The 22,542-nt window shown below is 64.1% G+C and carries 22 protein-coding genes; 8 read left to right on the plus strand and 14 right to left on the minus strand.

Features of this window, described 5'->3' with window-relative positions:
* The first annotated feature begins 41 nt into the window (after positions 1-41).
* Entirely contained in the window at positions 42-803 is a 762-nt protein-coding gene (locus QF777_00180) for an SDR family oxidoreductase (GenBank protein ID MDP6909964.1), read from the plus strand.
* Positions 804-846: 43 nt separating this feature from the next.
* Positions 847-1,080: a hypothetical protein gene (locus QF777_00185; protein ID MDP6909965.1), complete on the plus strand. Its 234-nt coding sequence runs from the start codon at positions 847-849 to the stop codon at positions 1,078-1,080.
* Between the two features lie 7 nt (positions 1,081-1,087).
* On the opposite strand, the gene QF777_00190 is transcribed toward QF777_00185, so the two are convergent.
* Both QF777_00190 and QF777_00195 read right to left on the minus strand, forming a co-directional pair.
* Positions 1,088-2,218, minus strand: coding sequence for a nitronate monooxygenase (locus QF777_00190; GenBank protein MDP6909966.1), 1,131 nt, complete (start codon positions 2,216-2,218; stop codon positions 1,088-1,090).
* 55 nt (positions 2,219-2,273) lie between these two features.
* Positions 2,274-3,779: a hypothetical protein gene (locus tag QF777_00195; protein MDP6909967.1), complete on the minus strand. Its 1,506-nt coding sequence runs from the start codon at positions 3,777-3,779 to the stop codon at positions 2,274-2,276.
* A 90-nt stretch (positions 3,780-3,869) separates the two neighbouring features.
* Here QF777_00195 and QF777_00200 point away from each other — a divergent pair, with 90 nt between their 5' ends.
* Both QF777_00200 and QF777_00205 read left to right on the plus strand, forming a co-directional pair.
* Positions 3,870-4,889, plus strand: a complete 1,020-nt coding sequence (locus QF777_00200; GenBank protein ID MDP6909968.1) for an NAD-dependent epimerase/dehydratase family protein — start codon at positions 3,870-3,872, stop codon at positions 4,887-4,889.
* On the plus strand, positions 4,886-5,557 hold the full coding sequence (locus QF777_00205) for a metal-dependent transcriptional regulator (GenBank protein ID MDP6909969.1): 672 nt from the start codon (positions 4,886-4,888) through the stop codon (positions 5,555-5,557). Before QF777_00200 ends, QF777_00205 begins: the two co-directional genes overlap by 4 nt.
* Here QF777_00205 and QF777_00210 read toward each other — a convergent pair.
* The 3 genes from QF777_00210 to QF777_00220 are packed head-to-tail and all read right to left on the minus strand — an operon-like array spanning position 5,465 to position 9,694.
* Positions 5,465-6,940, minus strand: a complete 1,476-nt coding sequence (locus QF777_00210; GenBank protein ID MDP6909970.1) for a hypothetical protein — start codon at positions 6,938-6,940, stop codon at positions 5,465-5,467. The genes QF777_00205 and QF777_00210 overlap by 93 nt on opposite strands.
* 8 nt (positions 6,941-6,948) lie before the next feature.
* Positions 6,949-8,616, minus strand: coding sequence for an iron ABC transporter permease (locus tag QF777_00215; protein ID MDP6909971.1), 1,668 nt, complete (start codon positions 8,614-8,616; stop codon positions 6,949-6,951).
* Positions 8,597-9,694: an extracellular solute-binding protein gene (locus QF777_00220; protein MDP6909972.1), complete on the minus strand. Its 1,098-nt coding sequence runs from the start codon at positions 9,692-9,694 to the stop codon at positions 8,597-8,599. The genes QF777_00215 and QF777_00220 overlap by 20 nt, the downstream gene beginning before the upstream one ends.
* 99 nt (positions 9,695-9,793) lie before the next feature.
* Between QF777_00220 and QF777_00225 the strand changes: the two genes are divergently transcribed.
* Positions 9,794-11,431 (plus strand): lysylphosphatidylglycerol synthase domain-containing protein, encoded by a 1,638-nt coding sequence (locus QF777_00225; protein MDP6909973.1) that lies wholly within the window; start codon positions 9,794-9,796, stop codon positions 11,429-11,431.
* Between the two features lie 60 nt (positions 11,432-11,491).
* On the opposite strand, the gene QF777_00230 is transcribed toward QF777_00225, so the two are convergent.
* Entirely contained in the window at positions 11,492-12,895 is a 1,404-nt protein-coding gene (locus tag QF777_00230; protein ID MDP6909974.1) for an FAD-dependent oxidoreductase, read from the minus strand.
* A gap of 27 nt (positions 12,896-12,922) precedes the next feature.
* A complete protein-coding gene (locus QF777_00235) occupies positions 12,923-13,993 on the minus strand; it encodes an ABC transporter ATP-binding protein (GenBank protein MDP6909975.1) in 1,071 nt (356 codons plus the stop codon).
* A 151-nt stretch (positions 13,994-14,144) separates the two neighbouring features.
* Here QF777_00235 and QF777_00240 point away from each other — a divergent pair, with 151 nt between their 5' ends.
* Positions 14,145-15,386 carry an FEA1-related lipoprotein gene (locus QF777_00240; GenBank protein MDP6909976.1) on the plus strand — a complete coding sequence of 414 codons (1,242 nt, stop codon included), beginning with the start codon at positions 14,145-14,147 and terminating at the stop codon, positions 15,384-15,386.
* 175 nt (positions 15,387-15,561) lie between these two features.
* Positions 15,562-15,693, plus strand: a complete 132-nt coding sequence (locus QF777_00245; GenBank protein ID MDP6909977.1) for a hypothetical protein — start codon at positions 15,562-15,564, stop codon at positions 15,691-15,693.
* Positions 15,694-15,709: 16 nt separating this feature from the next.
* On the opposite strand, the gene QF777_00250 is transcribed toward QF777_00245, so the two are convergent.
* The 5 genes from QF777_00250 to QF777_00270 are packed head-to-tail and all read right to left on the minus strand — an operon-like array spanning position 15,710 to position 20,348.
* The gene (locus QF777_00250) at positions 15,710-16,267 is read right to left on the minus strand and encodes a Maf family protein (protein MDP6909978.1); all 558 of its coding nucleotides are present in this window, start codon (positions 16,265-16,267) and stop codon (positions 15,710-15,712) included.
* 45 nt (positions 16,268-16,312) lie between these two features.
* Positions 16,313-17,515: a tRNA dihydrouridine synthase DusB gene (gene dusB / locus QF777_00255; GenBank protein ID MDP6909979.1), complete on the minus strand. Its 1,203-nt coding sequence runs from the start codon at positions 17,513-17,515 to the stop codon at positions 16,313-16,315.
* 22 nt (positions 17,516-17,537) lie between these two features.
* A complete protein-coding gene (locus tag QF777_00260) occupies positions 17,538-18,401 on the minus strand; it encodes a formylglycine-generating enzyme family protein (GenBank protein ID MDP6909980.1) in 864 nt (287 codons plus the stop codon).
* A 46-nt stretch (positions 18,402-18,447) separates the two neighbouring features.
* Positions 18,448-19,185 carry an alpha/beta hydrolase gene (locus QF777_00265; protein ID MDP6909981.1) on the minus strand — a complete coding sequence of 246 codons (738 nt, stop codon included), beginning with the start codon at positions 19,183-19,185 and terminating at the stop codon, positions 18,448-18,450.
* Entirely contained in the window at positions 19,185-20,348 is a 1,164-nt protein-coding gene (locus QF777_00270; GenBank protein ID MDP6909982.1) for an alpha/beta fold hydrolase, read from the minus strand. Before QF777_00270 ends, QF777_00265 begins: the two co-directional genes overlap by 1 nt.
* A gap of 107 nt (positions 20,349-20,455) precedes the next feature.
* Here QF777_00270 and QF777_00275 point away from each other — a divergent pair, with 107 nt between their 5' ends.
* A complete protein-coding gene (locus QF777_00275) occupies positions 20,456-21,265 on the plus strand; it encodes an SDR family NAD(P)-dependent oxidoreductase (protein MDP6909983.1) in 810 nt (269 codons plus the stop codon).
* On the opposite strand, the gene QF777_00280 is transcribed toward QF777_00275, so the two are convergent.
* Together QF777_00280 and QF777_00285 are read right to left on the minus strand one after the other, a co-directional pair.
* Positions 21,266-22,405: an LLM class F420-dependent oxidoreductase gene (locus QF777_00280; GenBank protein ID MDP6909984.1), complete on the minus strand. Its 1,140-nt coding sequence runs from the start codon at positions 22,403-22,405 to the stop codon at positions 21,266-21,268.
* Complete coding sequence (locus QF777_00285) at positions 22,387-22,524, minus strand: hypothetical protein (GenBank protein MDP6909985.1); 138 nt, start codon at positions 22,522-22,524, stop codon at positions 22,387-22,389. The genes QF777_00280 and QF777_00285 overlap by 19 nt, the downstream gene beginning before the upstream one ends.
* Positions 22,525-22,542 lie beyond the last annotated feature (18 nt).

A 22,542-nucleotide genomic window follows, 5' to 3' on the forward strand; every position in this document is an offset into this window, starting at 1 on the left:
GCTTCGGGTAGGCAGAGGGGGTCCCCCTAGGGTCGCCGTCCATGGACATCAGACTGGACGGCAAGGTCGCCATCGTCACCGGCGGCTCACGGGGAATCGGTCGGGGCATCGCCGCGGCTATGGCGTCGGCGGGGGCGAAGGTGATGATCACCAGCCGGAACGAGGAGTCGTGCGCGACCACCGTCGAGGAGCTTCGGGCTTCGACCGGCGGTGACCTTGCCTACGTGGCCGGCCACGTAGGCAAGGTCGAGGATATGGATCGGGTACTGGACAGCACACTGGAGGCCTTCGGGGCCATCGACGTGCTGGTCAACAACGCTGCGACCAATCCCTATGCCGGTCCTGTCATCGACATTGATGTGCCGCGCTGGGATAAGACGTTTGCCACCAATCTGACCACCCCGCTGGTGTGGACCCAGGCGTGTTGGAACCGGTGGATGAAGGAGCATGGCGGCTCGGTGGTCAACATCTCGTCGGTTGGGGCCTTCGGTACCAACGCCATCCTCGGCGTCTACGACCTGACCAAGCGGGCGCTCATCCACTTGACCGAACAGCTGGCCGCTGAGGTGGGTCCAGGCGTGCGGGTCAACGCAGTCTGCCCGGGCCTTATCCGGACCGACTTCGCCAAGGCGTTGTGGGAGGACGGCAGGGGCGACGCCATTGCAGAGGCGCTTCCCATGAAGCGGCTCGGTGAGCCGGAGGACATCGCCAACACGGCGCTCTTTCTGGCGTCGGATGCGGCCTCGTGGATGACCGGTCACGCCGTGCTGGTCGACGGTGGTCAGCTCATCAACATGAACTGACCCTTATTGCCGGGACCGAGCTGGGAGACACCGGGGGTGGATCGTGGAACTGGTCATGTTGGGTACTGGTGGCCCGTTACCTGACGTCCGTCGAGCCGGTCCGACCAACCACCGTCTGGGACGCCCAACAGTGGCTGACGCGGCCCGAGTCGTAGTGGGCGCCCTGACGCTAAACCACTGCGTCTCGCCGGTCGGCGTGGCCCCGGACACGGCGAACGGCCGTGTCGAGTGGTTGGCCCTGGCCGCCGCTCAGAATCGAATCCCCGTCGGGAACTGAGTCCGCTTCAGACCTCGAGTTGGGCGGCTACGGCCTGGGCGGCGTCGATGAACTCCTCGACCATGTCCATCACCACCTGGCCGGCACCCCGGCTGCGGTTCATGGTGCCCACGACCTGGCCCACGAAGTAGGTGGCCAGGTCCTCGGCGCCCGATCCCTCGTGGTGGGCGGCACGGTTGATCCGATCGATGGCCGCGCCGGTGAGCATTGGCTGAAGCGGCATGCCCAACGGGGCGGGCGTGTCGTCGCGGTCCCACTCCTCGGTCCACGCGGTGCGCAACATGCGGGCCGGCTTGCCGGTCATGGACCGTGAGCGAAGCGTGTCGCCTGAACCGGCAGCCAGCATCTTGTCCTTGACCACCGGGTGAGTTTCGGCCTCCTCGGTGGTCAGCCACACCGAGCCGCACCACACGCCTGCCGCGCCGAGGGCCACGGCGGCGGCCATCTGACGACCTCGTCCGATTCCTCCCGCGCCGAGTACCGGCACCGGGGCCACCGCGTCGACTACCTCGGGCAGCAGCACCATGGAGCCGATATGGCCGGTGTGGCCTCCACCTTCGGTGCCCTGAGCGATGATGATGTCGGCGCCGGCGGCCACATGGCGTTCGGCATGGACCTTCGTGCCGGCCAGGGCGCCCACCTTGACGCCGGTCGCGTGGCAGCGTTCGACCATGTCTCGTGGTGGCGGGCCGAGGGCGTTGGCCACGAGAACGGGGCGGTGGGCCAGAGCGATGTCCAGCTGCCGGTCGGCCCGGTTGGCCGAGAACGGGGCGTCACCGGGGCGTTCGGCCCATCCGGCGGAATCCGGATTTTCGGGCACGCCGTACCGCTTGAGCAGCTCGTCGAGGAATTCGCGGTGGGCACCGGGGATAGTGGACACGAGGTCGGCCACCGAGAGTCCGCCCTCGTCGGATCCGGCATAGCGGGCCGGAACGATCAGGTCGATGCCGTAGGGGCGGTCGCCTAACTCGTCTTCGATCCAGGCTAGGTCGGTCTCCAGTTGGGTGTCGCTGTGGGCCACCGCGCCCAACACGCCCAGACCACCGGCCTTGGAGACGGCGACCACCACGTCACGGCAGTGGGTGAAGGCCACGATGGGGAACTCGATGTCGAACATCTCGGTGATCGGGGTCTGCATGGGATCTCCTGATTCTCGGAATGGGTTCTCTCTGGCTGGGCTCTCTCTGGTTGGGTCAGAGAGAGATCAGACCGGTGGGGTCTAGATCGCACGGCTGGCCGACGCGGTCTCCGTCCAGCAGCGTGTCGAGCGTGGCACGGTCGGTTGTACCGCCCCACACCCGGGAACTGTCGCTGTCACTTTTACTGTCGCTGCCAGGGGTGAGGGCAGCAACCAGAGCCTCGGTTGGTTGACCGTGGCGGTCGTGGCGGACGGTGTAGCCGTTCACGATGGCCGCTCCGGCGAAGTCGGGGTCAGGGGTCCTGGTGGGCTGGTCGGCCACCTTGGCTGCGCCATCGATCGACTGGAACGTAGTGGCCGGCGGCTCGGTGCCGTAGATCCCGAAGGCGTGTTTGCCGAGATATCCGCCGTTGGCGTACAGCAGGCCGGTTCCGGGAACCTCGCGGAGTCGACCCACGAGGGTGGCCAGCGATTGGCCGACCGAGTTGGAGTGTGGACCGCCGGCAAAGGTCAGCCCGCCGTTGGTGGTCAACGGTCGGGTCTCGCTGTCCACATCGAGGCCCAGTTCGGTGGCGCACACCTGGACCGAGGAGGGAAAGCAGGCGTACAGATCCAGATGATCCACCTCGTCGAGGTCCAGGCCCGCTGCTGATAGGGCGCTGGTACCGCTGATCCGGATGCCTGGCGATCGATGGAGGTACATCCGGGCGCTCGGCGACCCCGGGTCGTCGGCCCGGGTGGCCACATGGGGGAACACCCACCGGTCACGGGGTACGCCGAGGGCTTCGGCACGGGCTACCGAGGTGACCAGTACGGCACTGGCTTGGTCGACGTTGTTGTTGGCCATCATGGCCCGGGTATACGGGGCGGCGACCATGCGGTTGTTGCCCGTCGGGGTAGTGATGGCCTCGGCGTCCATGGGGGTGCGACTGGCTGCATGGGGGTTGGTGCACGCCACCTTGTTGAAACGGGCCCACAGAGCGCCAACCCGTTGACGGTGCTGGTCGATGGTTTCGCCCCGGGCATGGCGAATGGCCGACTCGGCCACCGGATAAAACACGCCTGGCTCGACCAGGCCACGGGATTCCTCGTGAGGGGTGGACATGTCTAGGCCGTCCTCGAATCGTTTGGCCGGCGCCAGGGATTCGTCGACGTCGCGGCGGACGGCCACGTCTAGTCGGCGGGCCCGGCGTCGAGACCGGAACACCTCGCCGCCCACCATGAGCGCTGCGTCGAGTTCACCGGCGGCGATGCGTGTCGAGAGGTGCGCCAGCAGGCGTTGAGGTGAGGTGCCCGACAGTCCGGTGAGCAGCGTGGAGGCTGCTGATGCGCCAAGGGCGCCGGCTACCTGTCGTCCCGGATCTCGGTAACTCCAGATGCCGCCGACCACGGCGACGATGTCCACCGAGGCTTCGCTTCCGGCGGCGCCGGCGTCGATCACGGCTGAACGGCTGGCATCGATCATGAGTTCCAACGCGGTTCGGGCCGTTGACGGATCGTCGACACGGTCGGTGACCTGGGCGACACCGACGATGACCGGGGTACGGGGGTCCAGTGGCACTGTGCCATCATCGCCGTCTCCATGGTTCGACAGCGCACCGGAGGGGTGTGTTAGGTGCGCTTCACATCGAAAGGCTTACACTGCCCCGGGATGATGCAGCCACACCACCATCGGGTTACTTACCTAGTTACTGGTTGCGCCGGTTTCATCGGCTCGACTTTGGTCGATCGCCTGTTGGTCAACGGGCATCCGGTGGTGGGGGTTGATTGTCTGACGCCTACCTACGAAGTGGCGGTTAAGGAACGCAACCTCACCGGTGCGATTGAGCATCCAGGCTTTTCAATGCGGCGAGATGACCTAGCCGTGTCGGATCTCGAACCCTTGCTGGATGGAGTGGACACCGTGTTTCATCTGGCTGGTCAACCGGGCGTTCAGACTTCGTGGGGGACAGGCTTTGCTGACCACTTGGAGCGAAACGTATTGGCTACCCAACGTCTGATGGAAGCCTGCCTAGCCACTGGCGTACGGCGGGTGGTGTTGGCATCGACCTCGTCGGTTTACGGAGCGGTCGACGGGGCAACAACGGAGGAAGTTCCACCGCTCCCACTGAGCCCCTATGGCCTTTCGAAGTTATCGATCGAGTACCTCGGTGCGCTGTATGGCGCCCGCGGTTTGGACGTGGTGCCGTTGCGGTTCTTCACCGTTTATGGCCCACGCCAAAGGCCTGACATGGCCTTTCACCGGATGGTTGAAGCAGCCCTTGGTGGGCCGGCTTTTCCATTGCGAGGCGACGGTAGCCAACGGCGGTCCTTCACCTTCGTGGACGACGTAGTAGATGCTGTGGTCCGGATAGCCATGGAACCGGGTGCGTCAGGCACGGTGTTCAATGTGGGTTCGTCGATCGCCACGCCTCTTATTGACGTTGTGGACCTAGTTGGTCGCCTTGTTGGCCATCCGGTCCCCGTTGAGTACCACGAGCGCCTGCCTGGGGATCCTGATTTAACGCACGCCTGTGTGGATCGACTGCGAGACGCCATTGGCTGGGTGCCCACCACCACCTTGGAAGATGGTCTGGCAGAGCAGGTCGCCTATCACCGGGCCACTCGAAGTCTGAGAGGGTCGACCATCTTCGGAAGCGATTTCCCGCTGTCAGATAGCGTGATGGTGTGACTTACGAGACTCCTGAGTACCACCCGGCGTTCGAGGAGTATTGCGAGACCATCTTCGAGTTAGCTGAAGACGATGTTGACGTAATCCAAGCCCGCATCGCCGAACGACTCGAGGTATCTCGGCCTGCAGTGTCCGAGATGGTTCGTCGCATGGAGAAAGAGGGCATGGTCTCAGTCGACGACGGCACGATTGCCTTGACCAGCGACGGTGCAAGACTTGCCAGACAGGTGGTGCGGCGCCACCGGCTGGCTGAGTGCTTCCTGACCGACATCCTGGGTTTGTCGTGGACCGATGCCCACCACGAGGCCGGTAGGTGGGAGCACGTCATCTCCGGCCCGGTTGAGGAGGCCCTGATGCGTGTCCTCGATGGCCCCATGACCTGCCCCCACGGCAACCCCATCCCTGGAGCCGGCTATCAGGAGCCTGAGAATTCCGCTGTGCTTAGCGACCTAAGGCCGGGTGTGGAGTTCACTGTGGAGCGGATTCCTGAGGAGTTGGAGTTTCGAGATGGTCTGCTCGAGTTCTTAGAAGGCGCAGAGATCAAGCCGGGGAACAGGGGTCGGGTGACCGCCAGTTCACCAGATGGCACTACCACCATCGAGATCGCTGGCGACTTTGTCGGCGTTGGCGCCTTCGCTTCGGCTCGCATCCTCGTCGCCCTCGACTGACGCGCGACGGCCCGCCAGGACGGCCCAGGCCAGCAGGACCAGAGTCCAGACGAAGGCCCACAACAGGTCGCTGGCCGAGCTCCGTTGCAGGTCGGGGAACAGGCGAGAGAACCACCGGTAACCAACCCACGATGTCTCGGTGACGTCGACTGCTAAGGCCCGACGGCCAGTGGAAGCCTCGATGGCCACCCAGATCCATCCAGCAGCTCCCACGGTTGCTGACGCGACGAGCGGGAGAAGCATTCGGCGTGCCCGGTCCACTGCTATGGCAATGACCACTACGACGAGTGGGAGAATGACGACGACCTGACGCCCCGGCCACCACCAGCCGTGCATGGTGAGTGCCAACCAGGTTGCTGTAGCCCAACCGGTGGCAATCGGAAGCGCCAGAAGCGACCATCCGGCGGAACGGCGGGCCAGCAGTGCACCGAGGGCTGGCGCCATTGCCAGCCAGGCGGGGGACCACGAGGCCAGACCAAACGGCCGATCGATGAGAAGGCCGACCAGACGTCGGGACCGACCCCAGTAGTCGGGATCGAAGCCCACGACTCCGAACTCGCTGGTCACGAAGTGGTCGCCAGCTGAGTAAACGGTCCATCCACCGTAGACCTGCACGTGGAATACGACATAAAGGATGCCCATGGCCGACAGGGCCAGACCGCCGATTAGAAGGAGACGCCGCTGCCCTAAGCGCCAGAGGTTCCTAGCGGCGATTCCGACCACAGCAGCGGTAGTTGGGACGTACTTCACCGACAGCCAAGGCAGGGCAGTCGCGGCCACTACCAAGGCCATGAGCAACTGGGTCCGAGACCTCGTTTCAGCCGCTTCGACTTGGAGGCCCGAAACCGCTCCGACAGCAACCACCATGGCTAGGGCGGCGGGCAGTTCTGGATAGATCTGACTGCCGTAGGCAGTCAGCGGCGGTGTTGCCGATAGAACACCCACCACCCAGGCTCCGGTTCGTGTTGATACACCGAAGCGACGGACGGCCACCCACAGGGTCGCCGCCGCGAGCAGGCCAGCAAGGGCCGCGATCGAGGCTCGGGCTGCCACCCAACCGCCGACACGCATGGGCAGGGCCAACATCGCTGGCAGGAGGGGGTCATGGGGGCTGATCCGTTGACCCTGATCGTTGAGGTCGATGGTCTGAGTGTTAAGGCCAATCTGATGGAAGGGTAGGTATCGCTCTTCGTCGATCTCGTCGGACACATCCAGATCGAAGTCTTCGCCCAAGCTGATGGCGGTCATCAGGTACTGGGGTTCGTCCACACTGACCTGAGCTCCATAGGTGGTCCGCGCCGGGATGCCTACGGCGGCGGTAATGGTGGCCACCATGCCTACGGCCACCATTGCCCGGAGGAGACCTCTTTTCGCCAAGGTCATGACCCGTGTCAGTCGAGGTGATCAGCCCGGCGGACCACCAAGAACCAGGTGAGAGCACCAGACAGAATCACTAAGACCATTGCCAGCAGGCCAGCCTCGGCCACGAAGGCGTCTTCGAACGACTGGAAGATCTTGGTGGTCAGTGTGGGGAAGTCAAACGGTGCCACCAGAAGGGTGATTGGCAACTCCTTCATGGTCGATAGCAGCACTAGGCCACCGCCGGCGACTAGCCCGGGGGTCACAAGCGGAGCGTCCACTGTGGCCAGACGGCGGAAAGACCCAGCGCCAAGCACCCTTGCTGAATCGTGCAGACGGTCAGGCACGGCGGCTACTGCTATTTGAGCAGCGCCGAGGGCTTGGGCCCCGAAGCGGACCATGTAGGCGAACACCAGCACGATCAGGGTGCCGCGGAGGTGCTCGGCTGCCCAACTGCTACGAAGGGTCCAGAAGAACATGGCCAGAGCGATGAGCAGACCGGGCATAGCAAAGGTCGAGATGATCACGTTGCCGGTGATCGGGCCAACCCGAGAGTGGTAACGAGCCAGCAGTACCGCAGTGGGCAGGACGGCAACAACGGCCACGCACGCGGCCACCACGCTTACCCAAACAGTGTTCCAGGCCGGGCCGACGATATCTGAGGCGTTGATAGCCAGAGAACGGCCGCCGGTTGCGTCTCGCACCAGACCTGAGATTCCCCAGTCGGCCAGAGCTGCAGCCGGAGCAACCAAAGCGAGACCGATCGTGCCGACGACCAGAGCCAGCCCAGGCAGCCGCCAACGATCTAGTGGCGTGGTAAAGAGTCGGCTGGTGGAGGCGCGCGCCGGTGGTCGCTCACTGAGCCGGCGGCTACCGAGGCGCTCACCGCCGACCACGACCACGGCAAGAACAAGCAGGATGGCCGAAAGGGCGAACGATGTGGGCTGGTCTGCCAGACGGGTCGTCCAGATCGCACGGGTCAAGGTGTCGTAGCGCATGAGCTGGACGGCTCCGAAGTCACTGATGGTGTAAAGGCCGACCAGTAGTGCCCCTGAAGTGATGGCGGACGCAGTCTGAGGAAGAACGACTCGACGGAAGGTGCTGAACCCGGAGTCGCCAAGAAGTCGGGCACTTTCTTCTAGCGATCCCGGAAGGCTGCGAAGTCGTGCGGCAACTGGGAGGTAGACGTATGGGTACGTGAACAGGGTGAGAACTAGCCAGGCGCCGAACAGCCCGCGTAGTTCGAACGTATGGTTGATACCAACTGCTTGCAGGAGGTCGTTGGCCAGTCCGCCTGGATTGAGGGTGCGGATAAATGCCGCCGCCCCGACGAATGTCGGATAGGCCAGCGGCAGGGGTAGTAGCACCCGCCACATGCGGCGACCCGGGAGGTCGGTGCGGGCGGTCAGCCAGGCTAGAGATGTCCCCAATACGGCAGTGCTGGCGGATACGAGGGCGGCAAGTACCACACTGCGGCGCAGCGGCTCCAGGGTGCGTGACGAGGTCAGTAGCCCCAACGGGTCGCTGTCGCTGGTGATATTGCGCCAGATCAGATATAGGGCCGGAAAAGCGAAAAGGACGCCAACGGTAAACGCCGCAGCCGTCACCGTCAGCGGTGCCCGCTTCCGACCTTTGACCCTCCGCTCCGGCGGGCCAGCGGTTCCGGGACCCCAAGCGGGGTCAGCCGGCGAGGATTCCACTCTCCCTGATGATGCGCTCCGTCTCCTCGAAACCGCCACCCAGCGAGTCGAAGTCGACTGATCCGATCTCTAGAGCGGTCAGCGCTGGAAGGATCGGGTTGGGCTTTATGTCGGCACCAAGTGGGTACTCGAATGTTTGATTAGTGAAATACAACTGGGCCTTAGGGCTGAGTAGGTAGGCAAGCAGCTGGTGAGCGGCGCTGCGTTCCTCGGTCGCCCCCAAGATAGTGGCAGCTGTGATGATCAGGAGCGAACCGATGTCGTTGGGACCGAAGTCGTGGTTCTCGGCCCGGTGAGCGTCGCCGGCCGCCGCTGCCTCCTGGTACTGGTAGTAGTGGTTGACGAGGCCCATATCAATCTCGCCCCGGCCCGCAGCCTCCACGATCGCCCTGTTGTTGGGGTAGTACTCGGCATCGTTGTCCACCATGTCGTGTAGCCATTGAGTGGCCACTTCTCCACCGTGTTCATCGCGGAATACGGTGAACCAGTCCTCAAATGATCCGTTGGTCGCCGGTATCCCGACTCGTCCTCGGTAGCGATCCTCAGTGAGGTCGAAGACGGATTCCGGGAGTTCGCTATCTGATACCAGGTCGATGTTGCGGACCAGTACCCGCTTGCGGCCCGAGAATCCGATCCAAGAACCGCTAGAGGCGCGGTTCTGTTGATCAACGAGTTCGAGAACCTCGTCGTCGATAGTTCCGAGGAGGCCGCGACTCTCGAGGAAACCAACTGGCCCGGGTGATCGTGAGAGGAAGACATCAGCTTCAGTGGCGTTGCCTTCCTCGCCGATGAGAATCGCTAGGTCAGTGGAGTTGCCCCAGCGGACTCGGACGTCAATTCCCGTTTCGCAGGCGAAAGCTTCGATGATGGGCCTAATCAGGTACTCGGTGCGGCCTGAGTAGATGGTTACCGTTTCGTCGCGTTGGTCGCGACACTCCCCGGTCACTATGGCGGCGGCCTTTTCGGAGAGCTCTTGCTTATTGCTACTGCCGCAGGCGGTTGTGAAAGTGGCCGCGATGGCGATGGCGACAACGGTCGCAGTGATGTGACGCAGAGTTGAGTCTTCGGGCTTGCTCATGGCGGGGAGTGTAGCGAGTGCTAGACGGAATCCGTAAGGTGTACCTAACGAACCGTCGACTACCAATGCCAACTGGCCTAGCCGGAGAGGGAGATAGGGATGCTGCGTTCCGAAGCCGGCCGCGGATTGGGGACACGATGGTGGCCGGCTCTCGTGGTTGGACTGCTCGCCTTGGTGGTAGCGGCAGCGGCAGTTACCGCTGCTGTTGATGTGGACGCGCTCCGACGCGCTTGGGACAGGGCAATCGGTGACCCGGTTGGCGTGGTGGTTGCTTGTGCAGCCTTCGGCCTCGCTTTTGTCTTGCGGGCTTTAGCCTGGCGGCGGGTCTTGCCGGGGCTGCCCCTTGGGCAGGCATTGGCAGGCATCCATCTTGCCTTCGGCGCTAACCACTTATTGCCATTCCGCCTTGGTGAACCGCTGCGAATTCTGAGCGTGACTCGGCGTACGCCGGTTGGTCTTGAGGCTGCCACTGCTTCCACAGTTGCTTTGCGCGCTGCTGACATCGCAACCGTGGCAGGGCTGGGCTGGTTGATAGCACCGCGCGCCTTTTCCCGATTAGTCGGTGGATGGGCCTGGCTACTAGCGACTGTTGTGCTCGTTGCCGGCGTATTGGCTTGGTTGTCTCTGCGTCGGCTTTCTCGACTCGATCTGTCACAGGTTCGCCTTCCGGGACCCGTCGCCTTCGTCATGACCGTGGCGGCATGGCTTTTGGAGGCGGTTCTGGTGTGGCAGTGCGCTCGATGGGCGGGCATCGAGTTGTCAGCATTTGACGCTGTACTAGTTACGACGGTGGCTGTCTCGGCACAGATTGCGGCTATTGCTCCGGGTGGATTTGGGACTTATGAGGCGGCTTCCGTGGCCGCCTACGCGGTGCTCGGTCATGGTGCTAAAGATGCCTTGGTTGCTGCCTTGGCCGCCCACGCTCTTAAGACGGCATGGTCGCTGTTGGTCGGTGCTGTCGCCGTGTGGTGGCCCCAGCCCGGCGTGTTGGGCCGTTTCCGACTGCCGGCTCACCTGCCACTGGCGCCTGATCCTGCTCCGGCGGGGCCTGTCGACGCACCCGTGCTGCTATTCATGCCGGCCCTGAATGAGGAGGCGACCGTAGGTCGCTGTGTGGAGCGGGTGCCCTCAGAAGTTTGTGGGCGCCGAGTTGAGGTGCTCGTAGTCGACGACGGATCCACTGACCGGACCGCTGAAGTGGCCCAAGCGGCTGGTGCCACGGTGGAGTCCTTCCCTTCTTGTCGCGGTCTCGGTGCTGGAGTGCGCTACGGGTTGTCCGTCGGTGTGGCGAATGGGGCTGCAGCCATCGCTTTTTGCGATGCTGATGAAGAGTACCCACCGGAGGAGTTGGAGAACTTGGTCGCTCCGATTCTTGCTGGTGAGGCTGATTATGTGGTGGGTAGTCGCTTTGCCGGGACTATCGAGCACATGCGACCGCACCGACGCTTCGGGAACAAGGTTTTGAGCCGTCTACTTTCGATCGTGGCTCGACGCCGAATAAATGACGGGCAGACCGGTTACCGGGCCTTTTCTCCGGCAGCGGCTCGAGCCGCCGAGGTGGTGCATGACTTCAACTACGCCCAGGTTCTGACTCTGGATCTTTTGGCCAAGGGTTTCCGGTACCACGAGGTGCCTATCAGCTACTGCTTTCGGACCACAGGCGAGAGTTTCGTAAAACTGGGCCGCTATCTGCGCAAGGTTGTTCCTGCCGTCTATCGGGAACTGAATACCGCTTGACCTCAGCTCACCTGATCGGAGAACGGGCTGTTGGCCTCTTCAGCGGGTATGCCGATGGTCTCAATCCTCGACCACGAATGTCTCGAACTCGGCGAGAGCCGTCTGCCAGGCCTCGTGATCGAAGGAGCCGTCAGTCTTGAGGGCGTCGGCGGCACTGACCCCCATGCGCAGTACGTGGTGAAGGTTGTCGGGGGTGTACAGACCTTGCCGTCCGAGGACCACAAGGCGGTCGAGGCTGTCGGTCCACTTGGCGATGGTGCCGAGATCGTTGGCATAGCCGGTTCGGTAGATCGGGTAGACGTGGGTCAGCCTCCTGGTCTCGGTGGCCACCAGAAGGGGCCGTGGCAGACCTTGGCCGACAAGGGAATCGGCCATCCAGTCGCCCAATTCGTTGTCAGTGGCCGCCCATATCTCGTCGCCTACTCGGCATGGAAGTTCGCAGCACAGCACGGTTCGGCCTTCGGGGTCAGGGCCGTCTCGGTAGTTCCGGGGCTCTGAGAGTCGGCTGATTGGCGTTTCGGGCGATGGGAGGTAGTGGGCGTCGTAAGGCGTGTACTGGTCTTGGTCACAGACCAAGAACACCAGAACCATGGCCCGGTGTTCCAATCGGCCCACGGCCTCGATCACAGATTGGGGCGGTCTTGGCGACACAAGGTTGATCAGGGCGGTGCTGTTGAGGGTCGATAGCACCCGATGTGCTGGGAGATCCCCATCCGTCAGTTTGATCGTCGCAGAGCCGTCGTTGAGTCGGATGCCGGTGATCTCGGTTGAAAGCTGGATGTCCACACCCGATTCGATGGCTGACTCAGCTAATCGTTCGCAGATACGCCCGTAGCCGTCGCGCGGGTATAGAAACGTTCGACCCGTCGGAGAGACACCGCGTGCAATTTTACGGATGATTGCTAGTGGTGAGCCGGCAGATACTCGACGGCGGGCCAGGGAGGCGTCGAGTTCGTCGGCGCTGACTCCCCACAGCTTCGTGGCGTACGGTTCATAAAATGCTTGACTGACCGTAGGTCCGAGCCCGGCTCGGAGGTGGGCAGCGAAGGTGTCGGCACGGGGTCTTCGCAACGGTGATGTCATGGCATCTAGCGCGGCACCGAGGGCGAACTTAGGACTCACACTGCGTAGAAGGTCCAAGGTCCGTAGCGGGAACGCGATCCATCGATCGTCGAGACGGATGCGGCCGTTGCGAGTGCGGACCTGCAACTCGTCTCCGAGAAGGTCCCTAAGGTCGGCGAGAATCTCTGGCTCGATCGAGGGGTGGAGACGGTGCGAACCTAGATCAACCCTTTGGCCCGCGATGGTAGGGCTGGCAGCCATACCTCCGACTTCGTCGGCCCTTTCGAGGAGGACTACTCGGTGGCCGGATTGCGCGGCCCGACGGGCGGCCGCCAGTCCGGTTGGACCTGCGCCGATAACTACTACCGGGTGTTCTGAGACAGTCGGCTTGGCGGCGCCCATGGGATTCAGCGAACCGGTGGTGGCTGGTCAGACCCTAGGAAACGCGGTCGTCGGTAGACCCCGGTAGGTAACGACTACCCGGTCGCCTCGGACGGCTGGAGAGACGGGCCCGGTGCGGATCCGGAGGCCAGACCCATCGTCGAGGCGGACTAGGACCATGGCGTCATGCCCGTAGTACTCGACGAGCTCGACCGAGCCGTGCCCGGGGACGTCATCCGAGGGGCTGCTGTCGACCTTGGCAACCAGGAGGTCTTCTGGTCGGAGCAGCACCTCTACCGGCCCATCGTTGTGGCCATCGGCATTACGCAGGAGGGAGACATCACCGAAGGGGAGGTGGGCGGTGGCGTCGCTGGCCTCGGCCCCGAAGAGGTTGACCTCGCCCACGAAGGAGGCGATCCACCGGCTGGCTGGACGTGTATAAATCTCGGATGGAAGGGCGAGTTGCTCAATTCGGCCATCGTTCATTACGGCGATCCGGTCACCTAACACGAAGGCCTCTTCCTGATCGTGGGTAACAAACACAGCGGTGATGCCGAGCTCGGTGAGAAGTCGGTGTACTTCGGTGCGAATCTCTGTGCGAAGTCCGGTATCGAGGTTGGAGAACGGTTCGTCGAGTAAAAGAACCTCTGGCCGGGGAGCTAGGGCCCGTGCGAGAGCCACGCGCTGTTGCTGTCCACCGGAGAGGGTGGCCGGTGAGCGATCTCTGAACCCTGTGAGGCCGACAGTTTCCAGGACTTCGTCAACGCGGCCATTGTTTCGTTGGTCGCGAGGGAGACCGTAGGCCACGTTTCGGGCGACTGTGAGGTGGGGAAACAGCGCCCAGTCCTGAAAGACCATCCCGATCCGTCGCCGGTCTGGCGGTACCCAAGTCCCCGGGCCGACCAGCGTTCGTTTATCAATGACCACCGAGCCGGCCTCGGGACGTTCCAAGCCGGCCATGGTTCGCAGGAGCGTGGTTTTACCGCAACCGCTTGGTCCCAGGAGGACAAGGACCTCACCGGATTCGACGAGGAGGTCCACTCCCTTCAGTATCGGTGTGTTGTTCAAGGCAACTTGGATGTTGCTAATCAGAAGCTTCGGAGCCGATCTCGTTTCCATGACCCCTGCAGGGTATCGGCCAGATTTCTTTGATGAAAAGGTTGCTATCTCAATTAGGAGAACTAGCCTCTCGCTCTGTAGTAGGTATACCTAACAGACGCTAGAAAGCGAAGCGTCTAGCCCACCTGATCGTTTCGGAGGAGAGACACGGATGAGTGAAGTCCAGACTTTGGAAAGAGCAAAGAAAGTAGTGAAGGCAAGTCGTCGATCGAAGATCATCGGCGCGTTCATGGTGCTTTCAATGGCTGCAGCCGCCTGTGGCAGCGATGACGGGGCTGCTGTTCGCGAGATTGGCTCAACTAGTGCCTCCTCTTCCGGTTCCGGTTCTGGCTCTGGTTCCGGTTCTGGTTCCGGCTCGGCTTCCGGCCCAGCCTCGGCTTCCGGCTCTGGTTCGGCGAGTGGTAGTGCCAGCGCCTCAGCGGCCGCTTCTGCCGCAGATCGCACCGTAGGTGACGATGGTTATGACTATGCCTCTGATGTGAGTAGTCACCGCATGATCCCGGCAGATGTCTGTGACGTGAACGCTTTGCTGCCCAAGGGTGAGGCGATCGATTGGGCAGCTGTCGAGGCCGTCTACCAAAACGGCGGTAACTCGGTGAAGTCGAGCGGAGCCGTCCGGACCTTGGCAGGTTTCGCTTCCGGTGAGGGCAAGAAGCATGGTGTCGACGAGTACTACGGCACTGCCACGCCTCTGGATGATTTCGTGTCATCGGCGATCCAGGGAACAGGAGAGTTCGCTGGGGAGAGTGACTCGGTTAGACGCCAGGGTGTCCAAAAGGGCATTCAGAACCAGATCTTGGTTGCGTGGACAGTTCACGAGTTGCACGCGGCACTGGCCAAGGCTGTTGATGGAAACTTCGATGCAGAGTCAGGTGCTCCCCACAACTGGGACGAGGGCTGGGCGTTCTATTCCGGGGCCGAGCCGGGTTGCGCCGCTTACGGGACCGGCAACAAGCGAGGCAAGGACTTCGGAACCCTTTCTGATGATGGTGAGACCAGTGTTGCTAACGCAAACATCCTTGCTCATTTCATTGCTGGCCGGGATGCCTTGCTGGCGGGTGATGCTGCCGGGGCTCAGGCAGCGGCTGATGAGATCAAGCGCAGTTTGGTTGTCATCTATTCCCAGGCGTCGCTGAAGTACGCCAAGAAGGTCGATAGTGACTTGGCTGGTGGTGATCAGGAGGCAGCAAGGATCCATCAGGCTGAGGGCTACGCCTTCTGGCGGGTTCTTGCTCCGATGGTCGCAGGCGCTGGAGCTGATACCGCCACTGTGGATGCCTTTTACAGCCTTTCGGCGCAGCCTGCCGCAGGTGGCTACGACCTAATCGCTGACGCCATCGCCCCGGCACTCGAAGCCCACGGGATTGGTTGGACAGACCTTGGGGAGTACTGAGCGCAGTTGATGTTCCGGCTCGCTCGCCACCTTCCTTAGTGGGCGAGCCGGACGGGATCCGGCGGGATCCTGCGTCTACCGGTCCCGGGCGGGGGCTGGTGGATTGCCGGCGGTTTCGTGGCGTCGAGGCACCACGGAACCGCCGGCCCGTTCGCGTCTCTCGACTATGGATCCGGTGGACGCCGCGCTCCTCCAGATGGCCATCCTCCTTTTGATCCTTGGGACGGCAGCGGTGAACGGTCTTGTTGTCTTTGTCGGCGTTCGCCGGTTCCTAGTCGACGGCCGGCTCGCTCTACCTAGGTACTGAATAGACGTTGGCAGAGCTAGACGGCGCTGGCGATCTCGACTGAGGCCAACAACTCCAGTGCGATGGTCACCGGTAGACCGACCACGTTGTCGCGGCTGCCCACTAGCGAAGTCACGAAGTCGGCGGCCCCGCCTTGTATGCCGTAGCCGCCAGCTTTGTCCAGGGGCTCACCAGTGGCCACATAGGCAGTGATCTCGTTTTCGGATACAGGCCGCCAAGTAACTTCGGTCCACGCCGTCGTTGAGGCTGTACCGCCGGGGCCAGCCACAGCTACACCAGTCACTACGTGGTGCCCCCGTCCGGACAGACGCCGGAGCATGTCGGTCGCCATTTCGACGTTCTCCGGCTTGCCGAGGACGACACTGTCCAGTACCACGACTGTGTCAGCGGCTATGACCAGTTCACCGCGGAGAGCTACGGCATCGCGTTTGTCCCGGGCCAGACGTTCCACCATGGCGGCTGGGCTCTCGCCGGGTCGCCGGCCCTCGCAGACGTCAGCGGGTCGGACCTCAGGCACCAAGCCGACCGATTGCAATAGGTCCAATCGGCGTGGCGATGCCGAGGCTAAGACCACTGGAAGCGAGAACACTGCTACCGGTGAACGGGTAAAGGGCCTGTATCAGCCGCCAGACACCAAAACTTCGGCATCAGCTGGCGGAGGTGTGGCGTCGTCTGGGTCATCCAGCCATCCTGCCGGGAGGAGCACGGGTTTCGGTCCATTGCGGTGGCTGCGAGGGACCCGGAGAGATGCAGGATCCAGGGTCATCGCTGGATCGACGGATTTGAGAAGGCTGGTTAGAAGAGCATTGAGGTGGTCGAGGTCGCGGACCTTCTGCAGGGTGTCCCGGACCTGTGGACCGGTGGCGTAACCCTTTAGGTACCACGAGGTGTGTTTGCGGAAGTCCTTGATGCCGTGGGGGCCGGCCCACTCCACCAGGAGTCGTGCATGGCGGGCCATCGCCCGAGTCACGTCGGCCAGTACCGGTGGCCGTCCGGGTTCGGCTCCCCCAGCGTCTGGGTGGGGGCCGAAAACAGTGGCAAGGTCGCCGAACAGCCATGGTCGACCTAGGCAGCCACGGCCCACCACCACGCCGTCACATCCGGTGGAGCGCATCAGCCGAAGGGCATCCCATGGCTCCCATACGTCACCGTTTCCGAACACCGGGATGGAGGTCACCACAGCCTTGAGCGCAGCCACGGCGGTCCAGTCGGCCTCGCCGGAGTAGAGCTGCTCGGCGGTACGGGCATGCAGGGACACGGCCGAAGCACCCACCGCCTCAGCGATGCGGCCCGCCTCGAGGAAGGTGAGGTGATCGTCGTCGGTTCCCTTGCGGAACTTGACCGTCACGGGCACGTCCCCGGCCCGGTCCACAGCGGCCCGCACGATGGACTCGAACAACCGGGGCTTCAGAGGGATGGCCGCGCCGCCACCCTTGCGGGTCACCTTGGGCATGGGACAGCCGAAGTTCATGTCGATGTGGTCGACCCGGCCCTCGCCGACCAGCATCTTGGTCGCTCGGCCGATGCTCTCGGGTTCGGTGCCGTAGAGCTGGATACTGCGGGGTGTCTCGTCGGGATCGAAGTGGGCCAGTCGTGACGTTTTAAGGTGCCCGTCGACCAGGCCGCGGGCGGTGATCATCTCGCTTACGTAGAGCCCAGCACCGAACTCGCGACACAGGGACCGGAACGGTGCGTTAGTGACCCCTGCCATGGGGGCCAGCACGACGGGAGGCCAGACCTCCAGTGGGCCGATCCGGGGTACGGCGAACTCGCCGGAGGCAGCCGGCTTGACGTGTTCGTTCACCTCGGATCGCAGGCCCATTCTGTTAAGGCTACGGGTCGGATCAGGTAGCGATCCGGAAGCCCTGATGGCCGGTGGTGCTGTCCGGGGTGCTGGACGTCCGGGCGGCCAGTCGGTAGCGGTGGCAGTAGCTGTCGTGACAGAGGAACGAGCCACCCTTGAGGACACGGTTTACTCCCATTGGCGGTCCGTTCGGGTCGACCAGCGTCCCGTCGGATCCGTCGGGACGGTGGCTGGCCGTGAACCAGTCAGCGGTCCACTCCCACACATTGCCCGAGCAGTTGTAGAGGCCGTAGCCGTTGGGTTCGAAGGCATCCACCGGGCATGTCCCGGCCCAGCCGTCAGCGCCATCGTCGTGGCTCCAGAACGTGCCGGTGAAGATGTTGAACCGGTGGTCGTCAGCGCCGCCGGGCTGGTTTTCGTCCCCCCACGGGAGGCGCTTGTGCTCAAGTCCGCCCCGGGCCGCGTACTCCCACTCGGCCTCTGTGGGAAGCCGTCCGCCGACCCATTTGGCGTAGGCCACGGCATCGAACCACGACATGTGAACCACCGGATGGTCACCCCGGTCAGCAAGATCGCTCTGCGGGCCCTCGGGATGGCGCCAGTCGGCACCGAATACCTGACGCCACCATTCGGCGCCCACCACGCCTCGGGTCTCGTCGAAGTTGTCGGGAAGGTGACCGGCGAACACGAATGACCATCCCTCCAGTTCGGCGGTGGTCCGGTGGCCGGTGGTGTCCACGAAGGTCGCGAACTCGGTGGTGGTCACCGAGGTGGACGAGATGGCGAACGGGGAGAGGTGGACGGAGCGGACCGGGCCCTCACCGTCGGCTGGGTAGGCGTCCTCCTCGTTGCCCATGAGGAAGCTGCCCCCGGGCAGGTCAATCCGACGGTCGGTGGCCACCATGGAACGATCTTCGCGCCTACGGGCTGGCTTCGGATCGGGTAGCCGCTCAGGCCAGACCGGCGATGAAGCGACGAACGGCCGCTGCGCACTCGGAAGGCGCCTTCACGTGGACCATGTGTCCCTGGTCCGGAACGACTACCGACTCGCGCACGTCGAGATCCCGTTCGAAGAGGCTGGCCGACGCGGCGAAGCGCTTATCGTGCTCACCCAGTAGGACCAGCACAGGCACCTGGATCTCGGCCAGGTGGTCGATGACGTACGAGTCGTGGTGCATGGAGATCTCCTCGGACCCCGGAGGCACCCCGATCTTGACGGCTGACTCGCGAACCGACTCGTTCCACTGTTCGCGGGCCTCAGCCTTGCGGAAGCCCGGCCCGGTGGCCACCAGCACCAGTCCGGCCACCTCGTCGGGATGATCCACGGCGTGCGCTAGGCACAGGAAGCCGCCGAGGCTGTGGCCCATGAGGATGGCCGAGCCGCCGCCAGAGCCGACCGCGTGATCGCGCACGGCGGCAAGGTCGGCCAGCACATGTTTCCGCGAGTAGGCGCCCGGCGGTGGAGCATCGCTGTCGCCGTGGCCCCTGAGGTCCCAGGTCACGACCTGATGCCCACCGGCCGGTTCTCCGACGAGTTCCCCGACGAGGGGCGTCCAGACCGAGCGGTCGTTGGCCCAGCCGTGGGTGGCAACGATGGGCGGCCGGCCCGCGGCCCCGGCATCGCCCGATGAATCCACCGCGATCGAGATCCCGTCGGCGGCGGTAATTCTCAGGGCTTCAGTGCCCATTAGAGCCCTCGGAAGAATTCGCGGAGATCGGCGACCAGTTCGACGGGCCGCTCCATCGCGGCGAAGTGGCCGCCGCGATCGTGCTCGCGCCAGAAGGTGACGTTGCGGTCGGCCTCCACCCAGCGGCGCCGACCCACCATGAGCTCCATGGGGAAGGCCGAGACGCCGAGCGGAACATCGGGGTTGGGCGGCGGGAGCTTCCCAGCCGCCAGGTCCTTCCCGAACTCGAAATAGAAGCGGGTCGACGATGTGATGGTCCCGGTGAACCAGTAGGTGGCGACGTTAGCCAGCAGTTGGTCACGGTCGACGACGTCCAGTGCATCGCCATCGTGGTCGGTCCAGCCGTGGAACTTCTCGCCGATATAGGCCAACAGCCCGACCGGCGAGTCGTGGAGGCCGGCACCCACCGTCTGGGGACGGGTGCGCTGGATCTCGAAGTAGCCGCTGTCCTCCTTCTGGTACCAGGCGACCCGGTCGAGGTGCTGCTGTTCGGCCGGCGTGATGTCGGCCAGATCGTCGTCCCTTCCAGGGGGAAAGGCGGCGACCATGTTCAGGTGGCAGCCGGTCACGTGGTCCGGAGCATGGCCTGCTACGTGCTGGGAGATGATCGACCCCCAGTCGCCGCCTTGGACGCCGTAGCGGTCGTAGCCCAGCCGGGCCATGAGCGCGGCGAAGGCACGTCCGGTGCGGTCGGGCCCCCAGCCCCGTTCGGAGGTCGGGCCCGACCAGCCGTAGCCGGGAAGCGACGGGGCGACCACGTGAAAGGCGTCAGCGGGGTCTCCACCGTGGGAGGCCGGGTCGGTCAGCGGACCCAGGACCTCGAGAAATTCGACGATCGAGCCGGGCCAGCCGTGCGACAGCAGCAGGGGTCGGGCGTCGGGTTCGGGAGATCGGTGGTGGATGGCGTGGATCTGCTGGCCGTCGATAGTGGTGACCAGTTGCTCAAAGGCGTTGATCCGAGCCTCGGCGGCCCGCCAGTCGAACCCATCGGCCCACCAGCCGGCCAGATCACGCAGCCAGCGTTGGTCACAGCCGTAATCCCAGCCGGTGTCGGGAATCTGGTCAGGCCAACGGGTGTCGGCCAGACGGCGTCTCAGGTCGTCGATCGCCTCGTCGGTGATCGACACGGTGAACGGTTTGATCAGATCGATTTCGGGGGGCACCGGGCGACCGTACCCGTGGTGAGTGGTCGGCTGGAAAGCCGGACCGGAATGGGGATTACGGTCGATAAAGGGCCCGATCAGGGGACGACGGAAACAGGACGAGGAACATGGATCTGAATGGCGCACGGGTACTGGTGACCGGCGGTTCGAAGGGGATCGGGGCCTCACTGGCCCGGGCCTACGCTGCGGCCGGTGCCAACGTGGTGGTGGCCGCCCGTCCGTCAGACGAGTTGGATGCGGTGGCCACCGAGGTGGGCGGTCACGCCGTGGCCGTCGACCTGACCGACGCGGCAGCCGTCGAGGATTTCATCCCGGGCGTGGAGGCCGACCTCGGACCGGTCGACGTGCTGGTCAACAACGCGGGCATGGAGACCATCGACATGGCGGCGGTCATCGACCCGGCGGTCATCCGGGCCACCACCCGGCTGAACCTCGAGGCGCCCATGGTCCTAACCCGACATGTTCTGCCTCAGATGCTGGAACGCGGTCGGGGGCACTTGGTGTTCCTGTCGTCGATCGCCGGCACGGCCGGGTTCCCGACCATGGCCACCTACTGCGCCACCAAGGCAGGGATATCCAACTTCGTGCGGGCGCTCACCCTGGAACTCAAGGCGACGTCGATCGGCACGACCACCGTGGCGCCGGGGCCGGTAGCCACCCGCATGTGGGAGGCCGTGGAGTCCACGTCACCGAGCGGCCAGAAGGTGCTGGACCGAATGAACGCCGTCCGGATGCTCCCCATTGCCGACCCGGATCGGCTGGCCCGCAAGGTGGTGGCGGCTACCCAACGGGGGACCCGTCATGTCCGGACGCCACGGCGCCTCATGGGCAACTTCCTGATGGCCGAAGGGGCGAACCGGATGACCGGTGCCCTGCTGGCCGGGGTAAAGCTCGACCCCACGGACAGCCGACGGTGATCAGGCGTGTTCGGCGAGCTCTCGGAGGCGACCCAGCACGGTGGCGGCTTCGCCACCGATCGGTGTGACGTTCAGCGATGTCACGCCTGCGTCCTTGTAGGCGGCCAGACGGTCGACCACGTAGGCCTCGTCGCCACACAGTGACGTGTTCTCGATGAGCTCGTCGGGGAGCAGGCCGGCGGCCTCCTCCTTGCGCCCGTCCAGGTAGGCGTCTTGGACGGCGGCCGCCTCGTCGGCGAAGCCGTACTGGCGGCACACGTCGTTGTAGAAGTTCTTCCCGCGGGCGCCCATCCCACCGATGTAAAGAGCGGCCATGGGCCGGCCTAGGTCGCGGTACTGAGCTGCATCGTCGCCAATGGCCACTAGGCCACCGGCCACCACGTCGAAGTCATCGAGCGCCGCATCGCGCCGGGCGAGCCCTGCGTTTACCGCGTCGCCCCACACCTGGGCCATGCGCTCCGGGTAGACGAGGAACGGCAGCCAGCCCTCGCACGACGCAGCGGTCTCTTCGACACTCTTCTGGCCGAGGGCGGCAATGTAGATCGGGATCTCGGCGCGCTTCAGATGGTTAATGATCTTCAACGGCTTGCCGAGGCCGGTGCCCTGGTCGGGCGGCAGCGGAAGGGTGAACACGTTGCCGTCGTAGACGAGGGGTTCGCGGCGCCACGCCGAGCGGCAGATCTCGATGATCTCCTTGATCCGGGTCAGGGGCTTGGCATAGGGCATACCGTGGAAGCCCTCGATGACCTGGGGGCCTGAGGCCCCCAACCCGAGCACGAAGCGGCCCTCGGACAGCGCATCCAGACCGGCAGCCGTCTGGGCCAAGAGGGCCGGGGTGCGGCTGTACGTGTTGAGGATTCCGCTGCCCAGTTCGACGGTTGACGTGCTAGCTGCCAGGTAGCCGAGCAGGCTTACGGCATCGAAGCCGTAGGCCTCGGGGATCCAGATACGGTCGACGCCGGCCGCTTCCAGTTCCCGAGCCTGAGCGGCCGCGGTCTGGGGGTCGGTGGCGTAGTTGAGGCTGGTGGAGATGCGCATGGCACCGAGCCTCGCAGGTGTGAATGGTCTCTGAGGAACCGGTCCCTGAGGAACCTGTTGTTCAGGGACCCTTGGTTGAATGATCAGTCGCGGGGAAACCAGCGCAGGATCACGGCTGACGCTGAGATCAGCATGGTGGCTCCGACCAGGATGGCCAGCGAGTAGCCGTCGGCGAACGCAGACCGGGCCACGGCCATAAGACCGGGTTGGAGGCAGGTCATGAGTCACACGGCCCCGAG

It is taken from the genome of Acidimicrobiales bacterium, assembly GCA_030747595.1.
Lineage (GTDB): Bacteria > Actinomycetota > Acidimicrobiia > Acidimicrobiales > MedAcidi-G1 > UBA9410.